The 13,956-nt window shown below is 47.8% G+C and carries 18 protein-coding genes; 11 read left to right on the top strand and 7 right to left on the bottom strand.

The features are described 5' to 3' along the window. Positions 1 to 58: 58 nt before the first annotated feature. Entirely contained in the window at positions 59 to 541 is a 483-nt protein-coding gene (locus D5S11_RS15155) for a MarR family transcriptional regulator (protein WP_012117110.1), read from the bottom strand. Between the two features lie 168 nt (positions 542 to 709). On the opposite strand from D5S11_RS15155, the gene mprF reads away from it, so the two are divergent. From mprF to D5S11_RS15140, 3 genes are all read left to right on the top strand, one after another. Continuing rightward, entirely contained in the window at positions 710 to 3,340 is a 2,631-nt protein-coding gene (gene mprF, locus D5S11_RS15150) for a bifunctional lysylphosphatidylglycerol flippase/synthetase MprF (protein WP_128424634.1), read from the top strand. A gap of 35 nt (positions 3,341 to 3,375) precedes the next feature. Continuing rightward, entirely contained in the window at positions 3,376 to 4,260 is an 885-nt protein-coding gene (locus D5S11_RS15145; RefSeq protein ID WP_108725090.1) for a PhzF family phenazine biosynthesis isomerase, read from the top strand. A gap of 76 nt (positions 4,261 to 4,336) precedes the next feature. Further along, entirely contained in the window at positions 4,337 to 4,921 is a 585-nt protein-coding gene (locus D5S11_RS15140) for a nitroreductase family protein (RefSeq protein WP_007408549.1), read from the top strand. 38 nt (positions 4,922 to 4,959) lie between these two features. Here the strand turns inward: D5S11_RS15140 and D5S11_RS15135 are convergent, their stop codons facing one another. The 3 genes from D5S11_RS15135 to D5S11_RS15125 form a co-directional block, all read right to left on the bottom strand. Beyond that, entirely contained in the window at positions 4,960 to 5,151 is a 192-nt protein-coding gene (locus D5S11_RS15135) for a YfhD family protein (protein ID WP_003155508.1), read from the bottom strand. 70 nt (positions 5,152 to 5,221) lie between these two features. Beyond that, positions 5,222 to 5,332, bottom strand: a complete 111-nt coding sequence (locus D5S11_RS15130) for a YfhE family protein (protein ID WP_003155504.1) — start codon at positions 5,330 to 5,332, stop codon at positions 5,222 to 5,224. A gap of 57 nt (positions 5,333 to 5,389) precedes the next feature. After that, positions 5,390 to 6,289, bottom strand: coding sequence for a TIGR01777 family oxidoreductase (locus D5S11_RS15125; RefSeq protein ID WP_108725089.1), 900 nt, complete (start codon positions 6,287 to 6,289; stop codon positions 5,390 to 5,392). Between the two features lie 91 nt (positions 6,290 to 6,380). Between D5S11_RS15125 and recX the strand changes: the two genes are divergently transcribed. The 3 genes from recX to D5S11_RS15110 all read left to right on the top strand — a co-directional run bounded on the left by recX (position 6,381) and on the right by D5S11_RS15110 (position 8,831). Next, entirely contained in the window at positions 6,381 to 7,172 is a 792-nt protein-coding gene (gene recX / locus D5S11_RS15120; protein ID WP_012117114.1) for a recombination regulator RecX, read from the top strand. Between the two features lie 6 nt (positions 7,173 to 7,178). Continuing rightward, entirely contained in the window at positions 7,179 to 7,493 is a 315-nt protein-coding gene (locus tag D5S11_RS15115) for a YfhH family protein (protein WP_007408553.1), read from the top strand. 144 nt (positions 7,494 to 7,637) lie between these two features. Continuing rightward, positions 7,638 to 8,831, top strand: coding sequence for an MFS transporter (locus D5S11_RS15110; RefSeq protein WP_108725304.1), 1,194 nt, complete (start codon positions 7,638 to 7,640; stop codon positions 8,829 to 8,831). A 39-nt stretch (positions 8,832 to 8,870) separates the two neighbouring features. On the opposite strand, the gene D5S11_RS15105 is transcribed toward D5S11_RS15110, so the two are convergent. From D5S11_RS15105 to D5S11_RS15095, 3 genes are all read right to left on the bottom strand, one after another. Next, positions 8,871 to 9,260: a DUF2606 family protein gene (locus D5S11_RS15105; RefSeq protein WP_032867737.1), complete on the bottom strand. Its 390-nt coding sequence runs from the start codon at positions 9,258 to 9,260 to the stop codon at positions 8,871 to 8,873. Then, positions 9,223 to 10,134, bottom strand: coding sequence for a trypsin-like serine peptidase (locus D5S11_RS15100; RefSeq protein WP_108725088.1), 912 nt, complete (start codon positions 10,132 to 10,134; stop codon positions 9,223 to 9,225). The genes D5S11_RS15105 and D5S11_RS15100 overlap by 38 nt, the downstream gene beginning before the upstream one ends. Before the next feature lie 144 nt (positions 10,135 to 10,278). Next, positions 10,279 to 10,431 (bottom strand): small, acid-soluble spore protein K, encoded by a 153-nt coding sequence (locus tag D5S11_RS15095; protein WP_003155495.1) that lies wholly within the window; start codon positions 10,429 to 10,431, stop codon positions 10,279 to 10,281. 123 nt (positions 10,432 to 10,554) lie between these two features. On the opposite strand from D5S11_RS15095, the gene D5S11_RS15090 reads away from it, so the two are divergent. From D5S11_RS15090 to D5S11_RS15070, 5 genes are all read left to right on the top strand, one after another. After that, positions 10,555 to 10,824 (top strand): YfhJ family protein, encoded by a 270-nt coding sequence (locus tag D5S11_RS15090; protein ID WP_003155492.1) that lies wholly within the window; start codon positions 10,555 to 10,557, stop codon positions 10,822 to 10,824. 127 nt (positions 10,825 to 10,951) lie between these two features. Then, entirely contained in the window at positions 10,952 to 11,479 is a 528-nt protein-coding gene (locus tag D5S11_RS15085) for an SH3 domain-containing protein (protein ID WP_108725087.1), read from the top strand. Between the two features lie 85 nt (positions 11,480 to 11,564). Beyond that, complete coding sequence (locus D5S11_RS15080) at positions 11,565 to 11,900, top strand: SdpI family protein (protein ID WP_007408558.1); 336 nt, start codon at positions 11,565 to 11,567, stop codon at positions 11,898 to 11,900. Beyond that, a complete protein-coding gene (locus D5S11_RS15075) occupies positions 11,893 to 12,753 on the top strand; it encodes an alpha/beta fold hydrolase (RefSeq protein WP_032870726.1) in 861 nt (286 codons plus the stop codon). The genes D5S11_RS15080 and D5S11_RS15075 overlap by 8 nt, the downstream gene beginning before the upstream one ends. 210 nt (positions 12,754 to 12,963) lie before the next feature. After that, positions 12,964 to 13,944, top strand: coding sequence for a glycosyltransferase family 2 protein (locus D5S11_RS15070; protein ID WP_003155484.1), 981 nt, complete (start codon positions 12,964 to 12,966; stop codon positions 13,942 to 13,944). Positions 13,945 to 13,956 lie beyond the last annotated feature (12 nt).

The following is a 13,956-nucleotide window of genomic DNA, read 5'->3' as shown; positions in this document are numbered from 1 at the left end:
AAGTGAATTAAATGTCAAACAAAAAAAGGCCGCCGATACCGGCAGGCCTTTTTCATCTCTATCCCTGTTTGGAAGAATCAAGCGCTCTTGCCAAAATGGCAAGACCTTGATTGACCGTTTGTTTTTCTTCAGCGGTCAGTGTTTCCAATGAACGCTTCAATTTTACATGTCCTTTTTGATAAAGGCTGCGGAAAATATCTTTCGCGTTTTCCGTTAATTGAACGACGACTGAACGGCGGTCTTCTTCTGACGGAGCGCGTGTAATGAAACATGATTTTTCTAAACGGTCAAGCAGCCCCGTCGTATTTGAAAGAGAAGCGCCCATTTTCTCCGCTATGTCACTCACCTTAAGCGTCCCGTGGTTGTTCAGAAGCATCAGCACCTTCATTTGCGGCATGCTCATATCAAGCTTCATCCACTCCGACACATCGCCGAGCCCCGCCGATGTCATCACTTTCATGTACAGCACCCAAATATCCCGTTCCTCAGGAGAAAAAATATCGCCGCTTAATACTGTTGTATCATGCAGATTATAATCCATCGTCTCACTTCCTCATTTATACTCCTGCATACCATATTACTGATTTTAATCAGAGAAAGAAAGTTGCAGACGAGTTTTGTTTGAATGTGAGGTGGTAGTGTATAATATGTTGGAGATTATTGGGGGAATTATAATAAATAAGCTATTTTATGATGATTGGAGAGAACATTGCTGACTAAAAAGAATGCCTTATCGATATTAAAAGTATTATTTCCTATTGCAGTTTTGCTTTTAGTCATTTATCAGTCCAAAAAGGAATTGACAGACCTTTCTTTTAAACGAACGCTGTACATTATTAACGGGATTGAGCGTTACGATTTATTTATTCTCGTTCTGCTCGGCCTTCTTGCCGTCAGCGCAATGTCCTTTTATGACTTTGTGCTGAAACGGACGCTTCGCCTCAACATTCCGAATTGGAAAGTATTCAGGGTCTCCTTTATCGCCAATTCCTTTAACAATGTCCTTGGATTCGGCGGTCTGGCGGGTGTCGGGCTGCGGACGATGCTTTACAAAGAACATACGAATGACGTAAAACGCCTCGTCGCAGGCATCGCCTGGCTTACGTCCTCAGCGCTGCTCGGGCTGTCCGTCTTCAGTATCCTGACCATCGCCCGCGTTCTGCCGGTTGGAGAGATTACAGGTGAGAAACCGTGGCTGTGGGCTGTTATCGCCGGAGTGGCGCTTATTGTGCCGGCAGCCTTAATCGCCGCTGGGATCAACAATAAAAAAGCTGGCGCAGAAGACGGTGAAGCAAAACCGAGGCATCCGGTTTTTTCTTACATCGGGGCATCGTTTGCTGAATGGTTTGCGGCGGCTGTCGTCATGTATTATTCCTTGTATGTCATGGGAATTCACGCGGATGTCCGCCATGTATTCGGTGTATTTGCCATTGCCGCTATCGGGGGAATCATCAGTCTTGTGCCGGGAGGATTCGGTTCGTTTGACCTTCTGTTTCTGCTCGGCATGCAGAATATGGGCTTTCCGCAGGAGGCGGTTGTGACATCCATCGTCATCTACCGGATTGTGTATTCATTTATTCCGTTTGTGTTCGGGCTGTTCTTTGCGGCTGGCGATTTAACGGAAAATACGCTTAAACGGCTGGAATCAAATCCGAAGATGGCGCCCGCCGTGGAAACGACGAACGTGCTTCTCGTATTCCAGCGCGCTATCTTAATCAGGGTGCTTTACGGTTCGCTGTCGCTTTTGGTTTTCATGGCGGGAGTGGTCGTGCTGGCGTCCGTCGCCCTGCCGATTGACAGGGAGACGGTCATCCCGCATATTCCGCGCCCGGCGCTCCTTGCGTTTAACGCGTTATCGTTAAGCGCGGCTTTGATTCTTTTAATCTTGCCGATTGAATTATACAAACGGACGAAACGTTCTTATTCAATGGCGGTTGCCGCGCTGGTCGGCGGTTTTGTGTTCAGTTTCTTAAAAGGATTGAACATCAGCGCGATCTTTATTCTGCCTGTCGTCATCGTATTGCTTGTGCTGTTAAAGCGGCAGTTTATCAGAGAGCAGGCTTCGTATACGCTCGGCCAGATGATTTTTGCGGCCGCTCTGTTTATTATCGCCTTGTTTAACTACAATCTCATTGCCGGCTTTATTTGGGATAAAATGAATCGGCTGCTGCGCCACGATTATTTCGTCCATAACAATTCGCACATTACATATGCCACGATGACGGCCATTATTGTTGTGCCGCTGTTTTTCCTTTTGTTTACGTTCTTTTATCATAAAAGATCGAAGCCGATCGGAGAAAAGGCCGATCCTGAACGGCTGAAGTCCTTTTTGGCGGAAGAAGGCGGAAACGCACTCAGCCATCTCGGCTTTCTCGGGGATAAGCGGTTTTATTTCTCAAGCGACGGCAAAGCGCTTTTATTGTTCAGCCAGATTTCCAGAAGGCTTGTCGTGCTCGGTGATCCGTCAGGACAGAGAGACTCTTTTCCGCTTGTGATTGAAGAATTTCTGAATGAAGCGCATAAGCAGGGGCTGAGTGTCATGTTTTATCAGATCGAACGTGAAGATCTGGCGCTGTATCATGACTTCGGCTATAACTTCTTCAAGCTTGGAGAAGAAGCGTTCGTGGATATGGAGGCCTTTACGCTCTCAGGTAAGAAAAAAGCGGGGCTGCGGGCGATTAACAACAAATTTGACCGCGAAGGCTACACATTTCATGTCGGGGAACCGCCGTTTTCCTCCGAGTTTATCGCCAAGCTGAAAGACATTTCGGACGAATGGCTCGGACCGAAAAAAGAGAAAGGTTTTTCTCTCGGTTTCTTCGACCGGGATTATTTGGAACAGGCGCCGATTGCTTACGTGAAAGACGCGGAAGGGGAGATCATCGCTTTTGCCAACCTGATGCCGATGTATCAGGAAGGCGAGATATCCGTCGACTTGATGCGTTATCGGAAAAGCGCGCCGAACGGTATTATGGACGCGCTTTTCATCCGTCTGTTTCTCTGGGCGCAGGAAAAAGGCTATACCACCTTCAATATGGGCATGGCGCCTTTGTCAAACGTAGGAACGGCTTTTACATCTTTCTGGTCGGAAAGAATCGCGGCCGTCATCTTCAACAACGTCCGGTATATGTACAGCTTCAGCGGGCTGCGGGCCTTTAAAGAAAAATACAAACCGGAGTGGCGCGGGAAATACTTGGCGTACCGCAAAAACAGATCGCTGTCCGTCACGATGATTCTCGTCACCCGCCTGATCGGAAAAACCAAAAAAAAGACGCCGTTAAAAGGCGTCTTTTTTTTCGAAGAATTAACTAAAAATTCTAATTTCACTCTGTTATACTGAATAACATGATCATAAGGTGAAAGGAAGGCTGATGAATGAAACAGGCAACCGTGTTTAAATATGAAGCGTTTTCCAATATTCCTGATTTGGGAAATCCCGCGGGAATCGTCTTTAACGGAGATGATTATTCAGATGAAGAGATGCAGATGATCGCCGAAATGGCAGGGTACAATGAAACCTCATTTCTCTGTAAAAGCGGAGAAGCCGATCTGCGCATCCGCTATTTTACACCCGGCCACGAAATGAATTTATGCGGACATGCTACCGTCGCCTCTCTTTACGCATTAATTGAAAAGGGAAGGCTTCAGGCTGATCAGACATATCAAATTGAAACAAAAGCCGGCATTCTTCCCGCAAAAGCCGCTGAACGAAGCGGCCGGGTATACATCACACTCGAACAGGCTCCCCCGCAATTTCTGCCGTTTACGGGTGACAAAGAAAAGCTTGCGGCCTCGCTCGGGATTACGGCTGAGGATTTTCACAGCGGGCTGCCGATTGTTTACGGATCAACGGGGATCTGGACACTGATTGTTCCGCTGAGATCACTTAAAGCATCACGGAATATGGTGCCGGACAACGCACAATTCCCCGCTATTTTGCGCGATCTTCCGAAAGCGAGCGTTCATCCGTTTTCTCTGGAAACCGTTCATCCGGAAAGTGATCTGCACGGACGCCATTTTTCTTCCCCTTTCTCCGGAACGACCGAAGATCCCGTCACGGGAACCGCTTCAGGCGTCATGGCAGCCTATATGCGGCAATACGGAGGCTCCGAAGCCGAATGCCTCACGATTGAACAAGGCCAGGAAATCGGGAAAGACGGAAAAGTGGAAATCAGGATCGCGGAGGAAAACGGAGAGATGAACATCAAGATGACGGGAACGGCCGTGTATGCCGAAACAATCAATTTTCAGCTTCCGTAACGGTTTACAAATGCCGGTCGTATCCGTTATATTATAAATGATAATCATTTTCATTTGGATAGGAAGGTGAATCGGCATGCCGAAAACCGAACAATTACAGCAAAACGAAAGTCTTGCACATACAATCAGAAACAGAAGATCCATCCGGTCGTTTAAACCGGAAACCGTACCTTCTGAAGTCATATTAGATATGCTTGAAACGGCCGTTTACGCACCGAACCACAGACTGACGGAGCCATGGCGTTTTATCTACGCAGCAAGCGAAGCGGGAAAAGCAAAGCTTGCGGACAGCTACGTCTCATTTTTCAAAAAGATAAAAGATGATTTCAACGAGGAAAAAGAGCGGAACATGAGAAAAAATCTCAGCGCCGTTCCGGGATTTTTGCTGGTCGTCTTAAAAGAAGATGAAAATGAATTTACGAGAAACGATGATTTTGCGGCGCTGAGCGGCATGATTCAAAACCTTCAGCTTCTCGCACATGAAAACGGCATCGGCATGGTCTGGAAAAGCGGCCGCATTATGTATGACAAACAGGTGCACCAAGACTTCGGCCTTGCTGACAATGAGCGCTTTGCCGCCATCATTCAAACGGGCTATCCGGATGAACAGCCTAAGGCGAAAGAACGGACGCCGGCAAAAAGCCTGTTTACCGAACTGTAAAAAAATCCCCGTCTCTATACAGAGGCGGGGATTTCGTATTAGCGGGTTTTGCTTTTAGCTCTGTTGTCAGCGGCTTTCATCCGCGCCTGCGCTTCACGGTCAGCGGAATCAGCAAGCTCGCTTGAATATTCCTCATATGTGCCGTCTGTTTCGCGTTTCAAAGCATCCGGAACTTGAGGAAGTTTTTGTTTGTTTTTATCACGGTTTTTGTGAGTATGATTTCTGCCCATATCAATCGCCCCCTGAAAAAAGTGATATCAAACAAACATAGTATCTGCCCGGTCCCGATCTTTATTCAGTTTATTTCCGTTTGGCTGCTCTTTCCGCTTTTTTGAATTCACCGGAATAAAGGACTTCCTGCATTTTTTTCAGATTGGCTCCCTGCTGATGTTTTTCGCGCTTCTTTTCCATAAAAGAAGACCCTCCTTCAAAACAGAATACCAATAGGATTGGCTTTTATTTCCGTTTTTATGCAGATAAGAGATCCTTTAAAGCGGAATCAAGTTCTTCATACGTAAATTGAAAACCGGATGTCAGCGCCTGCTTAGGCAGGGCGCGCTGGCCTTTTACGATCAGCAGGCTCATTTCTCCCAAGGCCTTCTCCAGAAAAAGTTCCGGTACGGGAATCCAATGGGGGCGGTGCAGGACGCCTGCGATCGTTTTTCCGAATTGCTTCATTTCCACGGGGTTCGGCGATGTCACATTCATGGGACCGGACAAGTCATCATGCTCCGCCGCAAAAGCAATAAGTTCCGCGGCGTCATCGACATGAACCCATGACAGCCATTGTCGTCCAGAGCCGACGGTGCCTCCGGCTAACAGCTTATAAGGGAGAACCATGAGCGGCAGGGCGCCTTTTTCACCGAGCATCACCCCGAATCTGGCATATACCGTCCGGATGCCGAGCGCTTCAATTTTCTGGCCTTCACGTTCCCACATATGAGCCGTATGACTGAGAAAATCTTCATTTGACGTATCGGACTGTTCGGTGAACGTTTTTTCTGTGCTTGTGCCGTAAATGCCGACGGCGCTGGCCTGAATCAAAGCCCGGGGTTTTTTCGGCTGCTGCTTCATAATCCGTCTGACTTCTCTCGTCGCTTCTATTCTGCTTGAGATGATTTGTTCCTTCGTTGTGTCCGTCCAGCGGTCAAAGATGGATTTGCCGGCGAGGTTCACCCATACATCAATAGGGGGAAGCTCGCGCTCAGGCGCCGCGTTTTCGGCCAGCCATTGAACATATGTCACATTTTTTTGTTCGGTTTCTCTCTGTTTTCTTGATAAAATATAGACATGATGTCCCCGGCGGGTAAACACACCTGTCAGATGCCGGCCCAGAAAACCAGTGCCGCCTGTCATCGCGATATTCATATCCATCTCTCCTTACACGTTGATACATATACTGTACCTCATTTGCCAAAAAGAAAAACGCCTGAACATCGGGGCGGGAAAGGAGACCGGGATGCCGTTTATTACAAAAATATCGACCCAAAAGAAAAATACCGAGCGCTTCAACATCTTTCTTGATGAGAAATATGCATTCAGCGTCGACGCCGACGTGCTTGTGCGTTTTGACCTGAAAAAAGGGAAAGAACTGGACGAGCTTGACATTCTTGAAATCCAGTACGGCGATGATGTGAAAAAAGCCTTTAACCGCGCCGTAGAATTTTTATCTTACCGGATGCGCTCTGAAAAAGAAGTCCGGGATCATCTGAAGAAAAAAGAAACGCCGGACATGGTCATTTCTGAAGTCATCCATAAACTGTACGATTACCGCTACTTAAATGACAAAGAATTTGCCGAAGCTTATGCGAGCACCCACAAAAAAACAAACGGCAAAGGCCCTGACGTCCTGTTCCGCGAGCTGAAAGCGAAAGGAATAGACGACGATACCATCAAGGAGACGCTCAGTGCGTTTACATTTGATGAGCAGATACAAGAAGCGCTGAAACATATCGGCAAAATCCTGAAAAAAGACAAAAAGCTGTCCACAAAAGAGATCAGACAGCGGGCGCAGATGCAGCTTCAGCGAAAAGGTTTCCCTTTCGACGTCATCAATGCCGCTCTGGAGCAGACGGAGTATGAAAATGATGATGAAGCCGAGATGGAAGCTCTGAAGGCTCATGCGGAAAAAGCGATCAGGAAATACCGCTATGACGGCAGCTATGAAAGCGGAATGAAGGTCAAACAGTACTTATTCAGAAAAGGATTCTCGATTGACGATATTGATCAATTCTTGCAGGAAGAGGAGTAAACTGAAATGGACAAACGATACAGTCAAATGACGCCTCATGAACTACAGACAGAAATTGCGGGACTGACGGAAAAAGCGCGAAAAGCGGAACAGATGGGCATTGTAAATGAACTGGCCGTGCTTGAACGGAAAATTACGATGGCCAAAGCTTACATGCTGAACCCGGAAGACTTTCGGCCCGGCGGGGTGTATCAGATAGAAGGTTCTGATGACACTTTCCGCATTGATTACATCAACGGCGTATTCGCCTGGGGACACAGATCTTCCCCGTCTGACGGGGAAGAAGCACTGCCGATTTCCGTTTTAAAAGAAAAAAAATAACAAAAGAGGCCGGTTCCGGCCTCTTTTTCTTTTCGGGCACATTCGTTTCAACCTTTCAGTAAAAAATGATTGAATTCATTTTTGATATCTTTTAAGATGGAATTCGTTGTTTTTTAAATAAAAAGGAGGCGATTTGCGTTGAATATCAAAATGAAACAGCCATCTGTGAAATTAATGATTTTTGTTTTAATGATTTGCACATTTTCCATCGGGTATACGGAATATACTGTCATGGGTATTCTGACGTCGATTGCCGATGACTTTCATATACATGTATCTTCAGCGGGCATGCTTGTTACGGCGTACGCGGCGAGCGTCTGCCTGACGGGCCCGATCGTAACCATTATCGCGGTTAAGCTGCCAAGAAAGCCGGTGCTGCTAGGGTTAATGGGCATCTTCGTCCTTGCCAACCTGATGAGCGTCTTTGCGCCAAACTTCGCCGTGCTGGCGATTTCCAGAATTTTATCCGCATCCATCCACGGAGCTTTTTTTGCGATCGCCATGGTGTTTGCGAGTGAAATGGTGCCGCCTGAAAAACGTTCCGCCGCCGCGGCTTCCATGAACGGCGGATTAACCGTGGCGCTGATGCTCGGTGTCCCGTTCGGCTCTTATTTAGGGGATGCCCTTAACTGGCGGGCCGTCTTTTTCATTATTTCCGTTTTAGGCATGATCGGGCTGATCGGACTGATGCTGGTCGTACCGAACCGGAAACCGAAAGTGATTCCGATGCTGATGAATGAATGGAGTGTCTTTAAGCATAAGCAAGTGATTTTTTCCTTTGCGATCACCATTCTCGGCTACTCAGGCGTATTTATCGCTTACACGTTTATTGAGCCGATTTTAAGAGATTCAGCGGGGTTCGGCACAGTCGGCATCACAGGCGCATTATTTGCCTACGGTCTCGGCGGAGTGGCGGGGAATTTCTTCGCGGGGAAAGTGCCGCTCAAACTGCTGACACGCACGATGATCGGTGTGATGATCGGCTTGATCGGCGTCTTGGCGATTTTCCCTTATATCGCTGTTTTTCCCGCCGCCGCGGTTTCAGCGACATTTTTATTCGGCGCATGTGCGTTCGGCACGCCGCCGCTTTTGCAGACCAAGGTTATTTCTTCCTCAGAAAACGGCACGACAATCGCCGCTGCGGTGAGCGTTTCCGCCTTTAACCTGGCAAACGCGCTCGGCGCCTGGGTCGGCGGATTGATTCTCGGGGGAACGGGATCTTACTCATGGCTGTTTGCCGGCGGTGCGCTGATGACGGCTCTCGGCCTTGTGCTTTCCACGTTCGCTCATCTGTCTGAGAAGAAAGATGTCTATGAATACCAAGTGCATAAAGGATAACAAAAAGCTTGCAGGGGGTATTCCGCCTGCAAGCTTTTTTCAGTGTTTCAATGTAATGCTGATCACCGTATGTTTATCATTCTCAGCTAAGGACATATTCCGGGTTTCCGGTACTCCGTCTTTTTCAAAAACGACGGCATAGGTTCCTTTCGCGCCGCTTTTCCATGCAATCTCGCCGTGGTGATCAGTCTTGCCTATTATCTCTCCGCGGTCTATATTCGGCTGATGATCTGACTCCGCCGCTTTCATCACGGTGACCGTCACACCGGCCGCCGGTGAGCCTTCTGCATCCTCAACATGGAGCGTAACGGGCAATGCTTTTTTGGCGGCGGAATCATCCGCTTTGCCGCATCCGCATAAAACGGCCGCCGCGAGAAAGAAAACAAAAGCTTTATTGATTTGACCAATATTGAATGTTGTGGAATACACTGTTTGTCACCCTTGTTCCCAGATTGTAAGACGACCCGCCGTTTGTATGAATGGCAATGGCGGTCTGGCCGGTGTCGCTGTAATTGCGGTAAACGGGCGATCCGCTCTGGCAGCCGAACGTATCTGTCGTATAAGTGAGTTTATATGTCTCGGCAGAACGAATCGGCTTGCTGTCTGACCACATGGAACCGGACACTTTGTCGCACGGATATCCTGTCACGGTTGAGGAAAGCCCGGCCGGACTGGAACTGTTGGTCGTCCGGTAGCCGTACCAGCCGACAGTATTCCCGGGCGACCCGTTTACTTTGATTGCCCCGTAGTCGTAGTTTGTGTCACCGTTTTCTGTCCACCCTTTGACACTGTAGAATGTCTTGCCTGAATAAGAGCCGTACGGGTACGATGATCCGTTGCGGCCCGGAGCTGCCGTAATTTTCGATGCCCAGCCGTTTTTCTGGTCATACACGCAATGCCCCGCCGTAACGATCGTGTCGGCATTGACAAAAAAACCGGTGCATCCGTAGGTGCTTGTGCTGCCGCTGTATGTAACGGTCAGCTGTGCTGTCGCTCGATATGGAAATGATGTTGTAGGAGAAATTCTGATTCGTTCGTCTGTCCCAATAATACTGGAAGGCTTTAATGACTTGATGTCAGCTTTGCTGTTTTGTGCAAGCTGTCTTTTGGTGAGGCCCGTTCCTTCATAAGCGGGGGATGTCTGTGTTGTTTGTACAGGCTGATTCTGATTTGCGTCAAACTCCTCACCGCTGTTTGATACAGATGTCTGCGGGCTGCCCGCTGCTTCAGCTGAAACAGCAAATAATGAAACTGACAGTAAGAATGCGGTAAGGCTCAGCAATCGTTGTGAAACTGTCTTCATTTTATAAAACCCCTCCTTTTTTGTCTACCGGTTTTCGTTTTAACATTTAACATATTATGGAATTTATTTAGCGTTATGACCGCAAAAGGATGTTTTTTTCCGCAAAAAAAAGACCGGGTCATTCCCGGTCTCTTACGGTATGTGTTATCGTCTGCCTGAAGCTCTCATGCGCTCTTGCGGGTGCGAATTAATTGAACCGTCCGCCCGTTTAGAAGCGTAGTCATCCTTTGCCCGCGGTTCGCCTTCAAACTTATTATTGTTCTGATTAGGAAATCCTTTTGCCTTGTTCCGGACCATTTGTTTTCCCCCTCGGCCAATATCAAAAGGTTGCGCCTTCTGGACTGAAGACGTAAAGTTAGTATATGCCTGTGACAAGCTGCGTAAAAGCAGCAGGTTTTCCCAAGGAAAGGAGACAGAGACATGAATACATATATCGACAAACTGACGAATTTGCTGCTTGAGAAAAATGACATGCTCAGCTATTTGCAAGCGCGAACTTGGGTTGAGCTTTTATGGGGAGATTTCGAAGCGACTTACGCAAAAGCCGGCCGCCCGTATCAAGGAGAGCAAATGACGGAACGCGTCGTCAAGGAATGGATCGAATCATACGGCAGTAAGCTCCATATGTTCCAGAGCGTTCGGGAAGACGTTTCTCATTATTTGGATCAAAGCAGGGGTCTCCTGCATTAACATAGCAGTGCACCCGCCGGATATCGTCCGGCGGTTTTTTTTATAAAAGAAATAGGAAAATCATGTTTGGCGACCGGCGGAATGTGGAAATGTGTAATAACTTATAAAATAGCGGGGAGGAACCACAATGAACTTGAAAAAGGGGTTAACCGCATTTATTCCGGCCGCAGGACTTTGCTTATTTTTAGCCGCAGGCACCGTTTTTTTCGATCCGGCAGCGAATGCCGCAGCAGTTCACCAGACAAAAATAGACACCGCAGCAGATACATATATCGTGAAAGCAGGAGAACTTAACGTCCGCAAAGAACCAAATAAACAAGGGTCGATTATCGGCACGCTTCGTTCAGAGGATTCCGTAAAGGTTAAACGGCTTCAAGGAGCAGATTGGGCTGAGATTGACTACAAAGGGCACAAAGCCTATATTTCCACGCATTTTCTGATGAAGCAGCCGGTGAAGGCGGTGACCGCGAAACAAACCGCTTTTTATACGCCGACTTTGGAAACCGGCAAAAAAGGGTCCGTTAAAGCGGGTGAAACCGTCAATGTGCTCGGCTGGGGGTTCAGCCATGACGGAGGGTTTGACCGTAAATGGGCGTACGTCACATACGGCGGGAAAGCAGGTTATGTGAAAACGGCCGACTTAACTCAAAAATAAAGATTCAGGCAGGCGAATGAGCCTGCTTTTTTTCTGAAACCTTCCGCCTTTCCTTTCGTAAAAGATGAAAAGGAGAGTGAGGGATATGATAATGGTGATCGGCGGCCTTCTGATGGCTGCGGCCGGCATTTTAGTCACATTTTTTCCGCCGAAGTCGATCAACAGCCTGTACGGATATCGGACGAAGCGCTCTATGGCGGATGAGTCGCAGTGGAAAGAAGGCAATCGATTCAGTGCGCTTCTCATGATTTTGTTCGGCCTTATATCGGCGGCAGCTGGATTTGCGGGCAGCCTGCTTATCCGGCTGACTCAGCCGTTCGCCCTGATCGTTCAGGCCGTATTATTGATTGCGATCAGCGTACTGATCATCGTCTTAACAGAAAGAAGATTGAAACAAACGGGGAGGAGAATCGATGAATGACATTACGTTTCACATGATCGAAACAAACGGAGTGACGCTGCACACGGCTTCAACCGGTCCGAAAGACGGTCCTTTGGCGGTGCTGCTGCACGGGTTTCCGGAATTCTGGTACGGCTGGAAGAGCCAGATCAAACCGCTGGCGGATGCCGGATACCATGTTGTCGTGCCTGATCAGCGCGGCTATAATCTCAGTGACAAACCGGAGGGCATTGAAAACTATACCATTGATACGCTCAGAGACGACATTATCGGGCTGATCACTCATTTTACAGATGACAAAGCCGTCGTCATCGGCCACGATTGGGGAGGAGCCGTGGCCTGGCATTTGGCATCCACGCGGCCGCAATACGTTGAAAAATTGATCACGGTCAATATCCCGCACCCGGCGGTTATGCGGAAGGTCACACCGTTCTACCCGCCGCAGTGGAAGAAAAGCTCTTATATCGCGTTCTTTCAGCTTCCGGAAAAGCCGGAACGGAGATTGTCTGAAGACGATTACCGCGTATTGGATCACGCGATCGGCTTATCTGAACGCCCGGCGCTTTTTTCACGGGAAGATGTCGACAGCTACAAAGAAGCTTGGGGCAGAAAAGGAGCGCTCACGGCGATGCTGAACTGGTACCGGGCGATCAGAGCCGGCGGTTTAGGCCCTGCCGTTCCGCTTAAAATGCCCGTTCCGTACCGATTAATATGGGGCGTCAATGACCGAGCGCTGAGCAAAAAGCTCGCCAAGGAAACAAAACGGATGATTCCAAACGGCGACTTAATCTTCATAGATGATGCCTCACATTGGGTCATTCACGAAAAACCGCGCATTGTCAGCCATTTGATTCATGAATACCTTCAGCAATAAAGTCTGTCCCGCGTACAGACTTTTTCTTTTTTTTCTCATATCTGCCGAAAAACATGACAAAATATAAATCATATGCAGAAAAAATTTTCTTTCCCTGTAACAAAAAAAGGGTTTAAACGTCATTAAAAAAAGGAAAAGCCTTACTGAAGTTTTGCGGACAATTCCTTTAAGGCCGTCCTAAAAAAAGAATAATACAAAGAAGGTGCCTTCATGAAACAAAGGTTAATCTCAATTATTATTCCGTCTTACAATGAAGGGAACAACGTCAAGCTCATCCATGAATCTTTAAAAAAAGAGTTTCAGACGATTCATTATGACTATGAAATTTTCTACATCAATGACGGAAGCGCGGATGACACCCTTCAGCAGATTAAAGAACTGGCCGCCAGAAACCATCGCGTCAAATACATATCTTTTTCCCGCAACTTCGGGAAAGAAGCGGCCATTTTGGCAGGATTTGAACACGTGCAGGGCGAAGCGGTAATCGTGATGGACGCCGATCTGCAGCATCCGACCCATCTGCTGAAAGACTTCATTCAAGGCTATGAAGAAGGGTATGACCAAGTCATCGCGCAGCGCAACCGAAAAGGGGACAGCCCCGTGCGTTCCGTGCTTTCTTCCCTGTATTATAAATTTATCAACAAAGCCGTCGAAGTGGACCTGCGTGACGGGGTCGGAGATTTCCGCCTGCTGAGCCGGCAGGCCGTTGATGCCCTTTTGAAGCTGAGTGAAGGAAACCGTTTCTCGAAAGGGCTGTTCTGCTGGATCGGGTTTGACCAGAAAATCGTATTTTATGAAAATGTCGAAAGGAAGAACGGCACGTCCAAATGGTCATTCAGCAATCTGTTCAACTACGGAATGGACGGTGTCGTCTCCTTCAACAACAAGCCCCTTAGGGTATGCTTTTTCACCGGTATTCTGATATTGCTTTTGTCGATGGTTTATATTGTAACGACCTTTGTTCATATTCTGACACACGGCGTGTCCGTACCCGGATACTTCACCATTATTTCCGCCGTGCTGTTTTTAGGGGGCATCCAGCTTTTGAGTCTCGGCATCATCGGAGAATACATCGGCCGGATTTACTATGAAACAAAAAAACGCCCGCACTATTTAATTAAAGAAGCGAATATAACGTACGGAGAACAAAATGAAACGAATTATACAAAAAAGCGCAAGTGGAACCATTAAACAGGCGCCGCT

The sequence above is a fragment of the Bacillus sp. L75 genome (genome assembly GCF_003676355.1).
Lineage (GTDB): Bacteria > Bacillota > Bacilli > Bacillales > Bacillaceae > Bacillus > Bacillus velezensis.
Note: the sequence above shows the minus strand (reverse complement) of the source record. Positions and strands in the feature narration are given on the sequence as shown.

Excerpts from the sequence above, each read along its gene's own strand:
- D5S11_RS15155 (WP_012117110.1), bottom strand. The coding sequence starts at position 541 with ATGGATTATAATCTGCATGATACAACAGTATTAAGCGGCGATATTTTT.
- D5S11_RS15075 (WP_032870726.1), top strand. The coding sequence starts at position 11,893 with ATGAATGACATTACGTTTCACATGATCGAAACAAACGGAGTGACGCTG.
- D5S11_RS15090 (WP_003155492.1), top strand. The coding sequence starts at position 10,555 with ATGAATACATATATCGACAAACTGACGAATTTGCTGCTTGAGAAAAAT.
- D5S11_RS15125 (WP_108725089.1), bottom strand. The coding sequence starts at position 6,289 with ATGAATATCGCGATGACAGGCGGCACTGGTTTTCTGGGCCGGCATCTG.
- D5S11_RS15095 (WP_003155495.1), bottom strand. The coding sequence starts at position 10,431 with ATGGTCCGGAACAAGGCAAAAGGATTTCCTAATCAGAACAATAATAAG.
- D5S11_RS15085 (WP_108725087.1), top strand. The coding sequence starts at position 10,952 with ATGAACTTGAAAAAGGGGTTAACCGCATTTATTCCGGCCGCAGGACTT.
- D5S11_RS15140 (WP_007408549.1), top strand. The coding sequence starts at position 4,337 with ATGCCGAAAACCGAACAATTACAGCAAAACGAAAGTCTTGCACATACA.
- recX (WP_012117114.1), top strand. The coding sequence starts at position 6,381 with ATGCCGTTTATTACAAAAATATCGACCCAAAAGAAAAATACCGAGCGC.
- D5S11_RS15080 (WP_007408558.1), top strand. The coding sequence starts at position 11,565 with ATGATAATGGTGATCGGCGGCCTTCTGATGGCTGCGGCCGGCATTTTA.
- D5S11_RS15070 (WP_003155484.1), top strand. The coding sequence starts at position 12,964 with ATGAAACAAAGGTTAATCTCAATTATTATTCCGTCTTACAATGAAGGG.
- D5S11_RS15130 (WP_003155504.1), bottom strand. The coding sequence starts at position 5,332 with ATGGAAAAGAAGCGCGAAAAACATCAGCAGGGAGCCAATCTGAAAAAA.
- D5S11_RS15100 (WP_108725088.1), bottom strand. The coding sequence starts at position 10,134 with ATGAAGACAGTTTCACAACGATTGCTGAGCCTTACCGCATTCTTACTG.
- D5S11_RS15135 (WP_003155508.1), bottom strand. The coding sequence starts at position 5,151 with ATGGGCAGAAATCATACTCACAAAAACCGTGATAAAAACAAACAAAAA.
- D5S11_RS15145 (WP_108725090.1), top strand. The coding sequence starts at position 3,376 with ATGAAACAGGCAACCGTGTTTAAATATGAAGCGTTTTCCAATATTCCT.
- D5S11_RS15115 (WP_007408553.1), top strand. The coding sequence starts at position 7,179 with ATGGACAAACGATACAGTCAAATGACGCCTCATGAACTACAGACAGAA.